Annotated in this window: 10 protein-coding genes; 8 read left to right on the forward strand and 2 right to left on the reverse strand. The window is 73.5% G+C overall.

The genetic code is table 11. The annotated features are described in order from the left end of the window. Positions 1-585: zinc-binding dehydrogenase (locus E1182_RS27105; RefSeq protein WP_165942731.1), on the forward strand; the 585-nt coding region annotated here is incomplete at its 5' end. Between the two features lie 13 nt (positions 586-598). On the opposite strand, the gene E1182_RS27110 is transcribed toward E1182_RS27105, so the two are convergent. After that, a complete protein-coding gene (locus E1182_RS27110; protein WP_132270517.1) occupies positions 599-1,846 on the reverse strand; it encodes a cytochrome P450 in 1,248 nt (415 codons plus the stop codon). Positions 1,847-2,065: 219 nt separating this feature from the next. Here E1182_RS27110 and E1182_RS27115 point away from each other — a divergent pair, with 219 nt between their 5' ends. Beyond that, positions 2,066-2,473 (forward strand): hypothetical protein, encoded by a 408-nt coding sequence (locus E1182_RS27115; protein ID WP_243706441.1) that lies wholly within the window; start codon positions 2,066-2,068, stop codon positions 2,471-2,473. A gap of 8 nt (positions 2,474-2,481) precedes the next feature. Here the strand turns inward: E1182_RS27115 and E1182_RS27120 are convergent, their stop codons facing one another. Continuing rightward, on the reverse strand, positions 2,482-2,700 hold the full coding sequence (locus tag E1182_RS27120; protein ID WP_132182299.1) for a DUF397 domain-containing protein: 219 nt from the start codon (positions 2,698-2,700) through the stop codon (positions 2,482-2,484). 66 nt (positions 2,701-2,766) lie between these two features. On the opposite strand from E1182_RS27120, the gene pepN reads away from it, so the two are divergent. The 6 genes from pepN to E1182_RS31780 form a co-directional block, all read left to right on the forward strand. After that, the gene (gene pepN, locus E1182_RS27125) at positions 2,767-5,283 is read left to right on the forward strand and encodes an aminopeptidase N (RefSeq protein ID WP_132270520.1); all 2,517 of its coding nucleotides are present in this window, start codon (positions 2,767-2,769) and stop codon (positions 5,281-5,283) included. 68 nt (positions 5,284-5,351) lie between these two features. Next, a complete protein-coding gene (nadD, locus tag E1182_RS27130) occupies positions 5,352-5,948 on the forward strand; it encodes a nicotinate-nucleotide adenylyltransferase (RefSeq protein ID WP_132270523.1) in 597 nt (198 codons plus the stop codon). 130 nt (positions 5,949-6,078) lie between these two features. After that, complete coding sequence (gene rsfS, locus E1182_RS27135) at positions 6,079-6,477, forward strand: ribosome silencing factor (RefSeq protein WP_132270525.1); 399 nt, start codon at positions 6,079-6,081, stop codon at positions 6,475-6,477. Then, positions 6,474-7,103 (forward strand): histidine phosphatase family protein, encoded by a 630-nt coding sequence (locus E1182_RS27140; protein ID WP_132270528.1) that lies wholly within the window; start codon positions 6,474-6,476, stop codon positions 7,101-7,103. Before rsfS ends, E1182_RS27140 begins: the two co-directional genes overlap by 4 nt. Before the next feature lie 48 nt (positions 7,104-7,151). Further along, complete coding sequence (locus E1182_RS27145) at positions 7,152-8,012, forward strand: DegV family protein (RefSeq protein ID WP_132270531.1); 861 nt, start codon at positions 7,152-7,154, stop codon at positions 8,010-8,012. 163 nt (positions 8,013-8,175) lie between these two features. Next, positions 8,176-8,468: hypothetical protein (locus E1182_RS31780; RefSeq protein WP_207921537.1), on the forward strand; the 293-nt coding region annotated here is incomplete at its 3' end.

An 8,468-nucleotide genomic window follows, 5' to 3' on the forward strand; every position in this document is an offset into this window, starting at 1 on the left:
GGGCAGATGGCCGCCCGGTCGGCGCAGATCCTCGGTGCCGAACGGGTCATCGTCATCGACCGGCTGCCGCAGCGGCTCGCCACCGCCGCCGCCCGGCTGGGCGTGGAGACGATCAACTACGCCGACACCGACGTGCTGGAGGCGCTGCGGGAGATGACCGCCGGCCGGGGCCCGGACGCCTGCATCGAGGCGGTCGGGATGGAGGCGCACGACGTCGGGCCGGGCTACGCGTACGACCGGGTGAAGCAGAGCGCCCGGCTGACCCTCGACCGCCCCACCTCCGTCCGCCAGGCGATCATGGCCTGTCGCAAGGGCGGCACGGTCAGCATCGTCGGTGTCTACGCCGGGCTGGTCGACAAGTTTCCGCTCGGCGCGGCGATGAACAAGGCCCTGGTGCTGCGGATGGGACAGATGCACGCCCAGCGCTACATCCCGATGCTGCTGGACCGGCTCGCGGCCGGGGAGATCGACCCCGGCTACCTGGCGACCCACCCGCTGGCCCTCGAGGACGGCGTGCGCGGGTACGAGCTGTTCGAGAAGAAGCGGGACGGCTGCCTGCGCAGCGTCCTGCACCCGGCGCGCTGAGCGCCGGGCCGGGTCAGCCGGCGCGGCGAACGTCGTCCAGGACGACCCCGCTGGGCGGCCGCGCCGGCACCCGGGCCAGGTCCACGGCCAGGTCCTGCGGTGGCATCCGATACCGCATCGCGGTGGTCAGCAGGCCCACCGCCTGCTTCATCAACTCGATGGTGACCCACTCGCCGGCGCAGCGGTGCCCGGCCAGGTGGTCACCGCCGCCCTGCGGCACGAAGCCGTACGGGTCGTCCCGCCAGCCGGCGAAGCGTTCCGGGCGGAACCGCTCGGGCTCGGGCCACAGGTGCGGGTGGTGGTTGGTGCCGTACAGGTCGAGCAGCACCCGACGGCCGGCCGGGAAGTGGTGGCCCTGCCAGTCGAAGGCGTGCCGGACCCGGGCGGCGGCCACCGGGAAGAACGGGTAGTACCGGCGAACCTCCTGCACGAACCACTCGGTGGCCTCGTCGCTGCCGCGGACCCGGTCGACCCAGGCCGGGTGGTCGTGCAGGGCCAGCGCGGCGAAGGCCACGTACCGGTCGACGGCCACGGTCGGACGCAGCACGTTGATCAGCTCCACCGCGGCGATCCGGCGGGGCAGCAGCCGTCCCCGCGGATCCCGGTGCAGGGCGATGGTCCGCAACGCGCTGCCCTCCGGCGCGGCCAGGGTGCCCGCCCGGGTCCGCTCCACCAGGTCGCCGATCCAGTGCTCGGCGCGGCGCCGACTGAGCAGCCCGCGCAGGTACCGGGGGCCGACCGACACCGCGCCGGTGATCATGTCGTGCATCTGGCCGGTCCGCCGCGCCACCTCGCGCTCGGCGAGCGGCACCCCGGCCCAGGCGCAGACCGCCCGCATGAGCACGCAGGCGACCTCGTCGTACAGGACCACCGGACCGGCGGCCTCCCAGGCCGGGATCCGGGCCCGCCATTCGTCGGCGACGAGCTGCCCGAGCCGGCCGATCGCGGCCGGCGTCATGAGCGACAGGAACATTCCCTTGCGGTCGCGATGCGCCTGCCCGTCCAGTCCCTGCACGCCACCGCGTCCGGTCAGCGTCCGCTGTGCCCGCTTCGGCGCCGCCCCGGCCCGCTGGAAGCGCTCGGTGTCGTAGAAGAGCATCGCGGCCGGCCGGCCGCGCAGGCAGATGGTCGGCTCCAGCATCAGCCGGGTGGTGAAGATGTCGCTGCCGAGGCGCTCGCACCGGGTGCTGATGAACCGGTACCCCTCGCGGAGGAAGGCCAGGGTGCTCTCCGGGCTGCGGTCGGCGGGCGTGGCGGCCATCGGGCTCTCCTGACGCGGTCATAGGCGGCCGGTGACCGGCCGGTTCTACCCCCGTCCCGGGCAATCATTCCTCCGCCGACCCGCCCGTGTCCGTCCCGTGCGGCGGCTGTGGGCCGCACCGGCGCGGTCCGCTGGCCCCTCCCCGAACGCCGGAAACCTGGTTGGCTCGTCAGCGGACCGGCGCGAGCTCCGGTTGCCTGATCACCACGGGGAGGACGCATGCGAGAGAACACGCCGCCGTACTGGCGTCAGCGCACGGTGACCGAGGCGATGCGCCGGGCTGCGGCGACCGGCCCCGGCCGGGCCGATCCACCGCTGGTCGCGCCGCCTCGGCGCGCCCCCCGGCCCGCGCGACACTTCACCGTCCACCTGGGTTTCGCCGCCGACGGGCCGGAGCAGGCCCGCGAGCTGGCCGTGGCGTACGCCGAGGCGTTGAGCCTGCTCCGCCCGGAGCTGGTGCTGGCCGCGACGGCCCTCTCCCCGGCGGACGCCTGGCACCGGGCGGAGCGGATCTTCTGCGACGCGGTCGGTCCCGACGGGGAACGCTGCGCCGACGTGACCGGCCATCCCGGTTTCCACCACGCCCCCGGCCCGGGCGGCCTGGGCTGGGGCGAGGGGGACGGGTGACGGACCGCTCAGTCCAGGTCGAACTCGCCGTCGCGGGCGCCCGCCACGAAGGCGTCCCACTCGGCCTGGGTGAAGACCAGCACCGGGCCGTCCGGCTCGGCGGAGTTGCGCATGCCGATCAGATCGTCGACGAAGGCCACCTCGACCGCGCTGTCAGAGGTGTCGCCCTCGGCCCGCTGCCAGACCGCTCGGGACAGGTCGAAATCGCCCTTGGGGTGCTGACCCATTGTTGGTCCTCCATCGCCATGCGTATCGCAAGAGCCGTCCGGCTCTCCGTCGGGCAGGATAAGCGGATGCCGAGCCTTACCCGTGCAGAGGCGACCGCGCGTCGCGCACTGATCACCGTCGGGTCCTACGAAGTGGACCTGGACCTGACCGGCGGCGGCGACCACTTCCGCTCCACCGCCACCATCCGGTTCCGGGCCACACCCGGGGCGGCGACCTTCGTCGAGGTCAAGCCGGCGGCCCTCCGCGGCGTACGCCTCAACGACCGTGACCTCGACCCCGGCGCGCTGGCGGAGAACCGGTTGCCGCTGACCGGGCTGGCCGCGGAGAACACGCTCACCGTCAGCGCGGAGATGGCGTACTCGAACACCGGCGAGGGGATGCACCGCTTCGTCGACCCGGCCGACGGCGGGACCTACCTCTACGCGATGTCCTTTCTGGACGATGTGCAGCGGATCTTCGCCGCCTTCGACCAGCCGGACCTGAAGGCACCGGTGACCCTGTCGGTCACCGCCCCGCCCCAGTGGACGGTCGCGGCCAACGGGCAGCTCGCCGCCAACCCGTGGCCGGGGCGCTGGGAGTTCGCCCCGACCCCACCGCTGGCCACCTACCTCGTGTCACTGATCGCCGGTCCGTGGCACGTCCGGCGCGACGCGCACGACGGCATCCCGCTGGCGGTCTACTGCCGACGTTCGCTCGCCACCCACCTGGACGCCGACCTCGACGAGGTGCTCACCGTCACCAAGCAGTGCCTCGACCGGTTCCATCAGCTCTTCGCCGAGCGTTACCCGTTCGCGAAGTACGACCAGGCGTTCGTGCCCGAGTTCAACGCGGGCGCGATGGAGAACCCTGGCCTGGTCACCCTGCGCGACGACTACATTTTCCGCTCGGCGGTCACCGACACCCAGCGGGAGCTGCGGGCCACCACCATCGCCCACGAGATGGCGCACATGTGGTTCGGTGACCTGGTCACCATGCGCTGGTGGGACGACCTGTGGCTCAACGAGTCCTTCGCGGAGTACCTCGGCACCCGGGTCACCGCCGAGGCGACCCGTTTCCACCGGGCCTGGACGACCTTCGCGATCCGCCGCAAGGCGTGGGGTTACACCGCCGACCAGCGGCCGTCGACCCATCCGGTCGCTCCGCAGCAGGTCGCCGACGCCGCCGAGGGTTTGCTCAACTTCGACGGCATCTCGTACGCCAAGGGCGCCAGCGTGCTCCGCCAGCTCGTCGCGGGGCTCGGCGACGAGGCCTTCCTCGCCGGCCTCAACGCCCACTTCGCCGCGCACCTCTTCGGCAACGCCACCCTGGCCGACCTGCTCGCCGCCCTCGGCGCCGCCAGCGGCCGGGACCTCAGCGGCTGGGCGGAGCGGTGGCTGCGCCGGGCCCAGGTGAACACGCTGCGGATGGAGGCGGCGGTGGACGCCGACGGCCGCTGGAGCAGCGTCGCCGTGACGCAGACCGCCCCCGCGTCGCACCCGGTGCTCCGCCCGCACCACATCGGCGTCGGGTGGTACGCCGCCGACGGCGCGGTGTCCCGGGTCGAGCTGGATCTCGACCCGGACACCGACCGGGGCCGTACCGAGGTGAGCGCGCTGATCGGCCAGCCGGCCACCGGCTTGCTGCTGCCCAACGACGGTGACCTGACCTTCGCCAAGATCCGCCTCGATCCGGCCTCGGCGGACGCGGTGCCGATCATGCTGCCCGGGCTGGCCGACCCGTTGGCCCGAGCCCTGTTGTGGGGCGAGGCGCTGGACGCCGCCCGCGACGGGGAACGGCCGGTCCCGGCGCTGGTGTCGCTGATCGTGGCGGCGCTGCCCGCCGAGACCGAGGTGATCATCGCGGAGGAGGTACTCGGGCTCAGCCGCGGCCTGATCGACCGCTACCTCGACCCGCTCGCCCGTGACGCCGCCCTGCTGCGGGTCGCCGGGGCGTGCGCCGGCCTGCTCGCCAGGGCACCCGCTGGCGGTTCCACCCAGCTCGCCGCCGCGCGGGGGCTGATCGCCGCCACCACCGACACCGGACTGCTCACCGGCTGGCTGGCCGGGGCGGGCGTACCGGAAGGGCTGGCCGTCGACGCCGAGTTGCGCTGGGCGCTGCTGCTGCGGCTGGTGGTGCTGGGCGGTGCCGGCGAGGCCGAGATCGCTGCCGAGGCGGCGGCCGACCGCAGTGCCGTCGGGGCCGAGTGGGCCGCCCGCTGCCGCGCCGCACTGCCGGACGCCGACGCCAAGCGCGTGGCGTGGGGGATCATCACCCGCGCCACGGAACTGTCCAACCGCCTCGTCGAGGCCACGGCGGAGGGCTTCTGGCAGCCCGAGCAGGCCGAGCTGACCGCCGGGTACGTCGAGCGGTACTTCGCCGACATGCCGGCCACCGCGCGGTTGCGTACGCCGTGGGTGGCGGATCGGATCACCACCCTGGCGTTCCCCCGCTACGCCGTGGCCCAGTCCACCCGGGAGTTGGCCGGGGCGCTGCTGGCCCGCGACGACCTCACGCCCGGCCTGCGCCGGTGGGTGACCGACCTGGACGACGACCTGCGCCGCGCGTTGGTGGCCCGCACGGCGGTCGCCGCCGTCTCGGCCTGACCGCCCGGCAACCGTGACCGTGGCGGACCGTTGGCCGGCGGCGGGAGCGGGCGGCCTACGATCATGGGATGGAGGAGCGCAGCCGGCGGGTCGGGATCATGGGCGGCACCTTCGATCCCATTCACCACGGACACCTGGTGGCGGCCAGCGAGGTGGCGGACCGGTTCGGCCTGGACGAGGTGGTGTTCGTCCCCACCGGCCAGCCCTGGCAGAAGGCGGACCAGCCGGTCACTCCGGCGGAGGACCGCTACCTCATGACCGTGATCGCCACCGCCTCCAATCCGCGCTTCCAGGTCAGCCGGGTCGACATCGACCGGGGTGGTCCCACCTACACCGTTGACACCCTGCGTGACCTGCACGCCCACTACGGCCCGAAGGTGCAGCTGTACTTCATCACCGGCGCGGACGCGCTGGGCCGCATCCTGTCCTGGAAGGATCTGGACGAGGTCCTCGAACTGGCCCATTTCATCGGGGTGACCCGGCCCGGATTCGCGCTCTCCGACAAGCACCTGCCGGCCGACTCGGTGAGCCTGGTGCAGGTACCGGCGATGGCGATCTCCTCCACCGACTGCCGCGCCCGGGTGGCCCGGGGCGAGCCCGTCTGGTACCTGGTGCCGGACGGTGTGGTGCAGTACATCGCCAAACGCCGGCTCTATCAGCAGTGATCGCGCCTCGTTTCGGATGCTAGACCCGGTTTTGGGGTGCTTCGTCCCTGTAGTCGAGCGAAACTGACGAGTCGTTACTCCGCCGGGTGTGAGACGCTGGGAAGGTCGCACGGATGATCGAAGGAGAACGGTGACAGTTTCCGAACGCGCTCACGAGCTGGCGATGGCCGCCGCGCAGGCCGCGGCTGACAAGAAGGCCCAGGACATCGTCATCATCGACGTGGGCGACCAGCTCGCCATCACCGACGCGTTCCTGCTCGCCTCCGCTCCCAACGAGCGGCAGGTGCTGGCCATCGTCGACGCCATCGAGGAGCGCCTGCTGGAGCTGCCCGAGAAGGCCAAGCCGGTGCGCCGCGAGGGCGAGCGGGGCGGCCGCTGGGTGCTGCTCGACTACGTCGACATCGTCGTCCACGTGCAGCACACCGAGGAGCGCGAGTTCTACGCCCTCGACCGGCTCTGGAAGGACTGCCCGCAGCTCCCGTTCGTCGACCGGGATCTGGTCGAGGCCGACGCCTCCGCCGCCGAATGACCCGTCTGATCGTCTGGCGGCACGGCAACACCGACTGGAACGTCGCCAGTCGGGTGCAGGGGCAGACCGACGTCCCCCTCAACGACCGGGGCCGCGACCAGGCCCGGGCCGCCGCGCCGCTGCTGGCCGAGCTGCGGCCCGACGTGATCGTCAGCTCGGACCTCAGCCGGGCCGCGGAGACCGCCGCCGCTCTCGCCGAGGTCACCGGCCTCCCGGTACGCACCGACGTCCGGCTGCGTGAGCGGCACTTCGGCCAGTGGCAGGGGCTGCTGCTCACCGAGGTCGCCGAGCGGTTCCCCACCGAGTACGCCCGCTGGCGGGCCGGCGACCCCGACCCCGGTGCCGGTGTCGAAGCCCTCGACGACCTCGGCAGGCGACTCGGCGCGGCGTTCCAGGACGCCGCCGACCTCGCCGCCGGCGGCACAGTCGTGGTCACCACGCACGGCGGCGCCGCCCGGCAGGGTGTCGGTCAGCTGCTCGGCTGGCCTCACCCTGTCCTGCGTGCCGTCGGCTCGTTGGGCAACTGCCACTGGACGGAGCTGCGCCATGGCGACGCCCGGGGCTGGCACCTGCGTGCCCACAATGTCGGCCTGATCACCCGGCCGGCGCTCGCCGAGCCGGTTTGAGCCGTCCGGCCCGGGCGGTCGACCCCCGCATGGGCTAGCGTGCCGGGCATGCCCGTCGCGGTCGTCACCGACTCCACCGCCTACTTCCCGCCCGAGCTGGTGTCGGCGCACCGGCTGACGGTGGTGCCGTTGACCGTCGTGCTCAACGGCGCCGAAGGGTTGGAGGGGGTGGAAACCCGCCCGTCCGACGCCACCCGCGCGTTCGGCGAGCGGCGGGTCTCCGTCAGCACCTCCCGCCCGGCACCGGAACAGTTCGCCCGGACGTATCGGGAACTGCTGGCCGCGGGCGCGGACGCTGTGGTGTCGGTGCACCTGTCGGCAGAGCTGTCCGGCACCGTCGAAGCCGCCCAACTGGCCGCCGGCGCGGTGGGCGAGCGCGTCGCGGTGGTGGACAGCCGCGCGACCGGGATGGGCCTCGGTTTCCCGGTGCTTGCCGCCGCCACCGCCGCCCGGGCCGGCGCCGACCTGGCCACCGTCCGGGACGCGGCGGTGGCCGACGTCGCCCGCACCACCACCTTCTTCTACGTCGACACGCTGGAGTTCCTGCGCCGGGGCGGCCGGATCAACGCGGCCGAGGCCCTGCTCGGCACCGCCCTGTCGGTCAAGCCGATCATGTACATGGCGGACGGCGCGATCGTGCTCCGGGACAAGGTGCGCACCGCCAGCCGTGGCCTCGCCCGCCTGGTCGACCTCGCCGTCGAGGCGGCCGGCGACGCCGACGTCGACCTGGGCGTCCACCACCTCGCCGCGCCGCAACGCGCCGAACAGCTCGTCGCGGCGCTCACCGACCGCTTCGGCGGGCGGCTGCACGAGACGTACGTCTCGGAGGCCGGCGCCGTGGTCGCCGCCCACGCCGGCCCCGGTCTGGCCAGCGTGGTGGTCCACCGCCGCCCCGATCCGGCGGGCTGAGGCACCGCCGCGGCCGGTAGGGGACACCCGGCCACGGTCGGGGGAGAGGCGACCTGTACCAGATCCGGTCATGATCAGATGGCTTGTCCACAGGGGCCGCTGCTGTCCACAGGGCAGCTTTCCCGGCCGGTGCCGACGACCCTCCGCCGGATAGCTTCCCGGCGTGGCGGACGACGAGGAGACGAGGATACGGCGACGGCTGCTCCGGCTGGTCGGGGCCGCCGGCCCGGAACACCGGCCGCCGGTGCCCCGGCTGCCGGACGAACTGCCGCCGGCGGCGGTGCCGGTGTTCCCGACGCACTGGCCGGGTCAGATTCGGAGCACCCAGGTCGCCGGCACCCAGGCCACTCCGGCCGTCCGGTCGGCCCCGCCGCGGCCCTCAGCGAGTACAGCGATCCCTGCCGCCCCGTGGCCCGCCGCCCGGGCCGACGACTTCCCACCCGCTCGGTCCGACGG

This window comes from Micromonospora sp. KC721 (assembly GCF_004348355.1).
In the GTDB taxonomy this organism is placed as follows: domain Bacteria; phylum Actinomycetota; class Actinomycetes; order Mycobacteriales; family Micromonosporaceae; genus Micromonospora.

Bases quoted from the DNA above. Each gene is read 5' to 3' on its own strand.
- E1182_RS27110 (WP_132270517.1), bottom strand. From the start codon at position 1,846: ATGGCCGCCACGCCCGCCGACCGCAGCCCGGAGAGCACCCTGGCCTTC.
- E1182_RS27115 (WP_243706441.1), top strand. From the start codon at position 2,066: ATGCGAGAGAACACGCCGCCGTACTGGCGTCAGCGCACGGTGACCGAG.
- E1182_RS27120 (WP_132182299.1), bottom strand. From the start codon at position 2,700: ATGGGTCAGCACCCCAAGGGCGATTTCGACCTGTCCCGAGCGGTCTGG.
- pepN (WP_132270520.1), top strand. From the start codon at position 2,767: ATGCCGAGCCTTACCCGTGCAGAGGCGACCGCGCGTCGCGCACTGATC.
- nadD (WP_132270523.1), top strand. From the start codon at position 5,352: ATGGAGGAGCGCAGCCGGCGGGTCGGGATCATGGGCGGCACCTTCGAT.
- E1182_RS27140 (WP_132270528.1), top strand. From the start codon at position 6,474: ATGACCCGTCTGATCGTCTGGCGGCACGGCAACACCGACTGGAACGTC.
- E1182_RS27145 (WP_132270531.1), top strand. From the start codon at position 7,152: ATGCCCGTCGCGGTCGTCACCGACTCCACCGCCTACTTCCCGCCCGAG.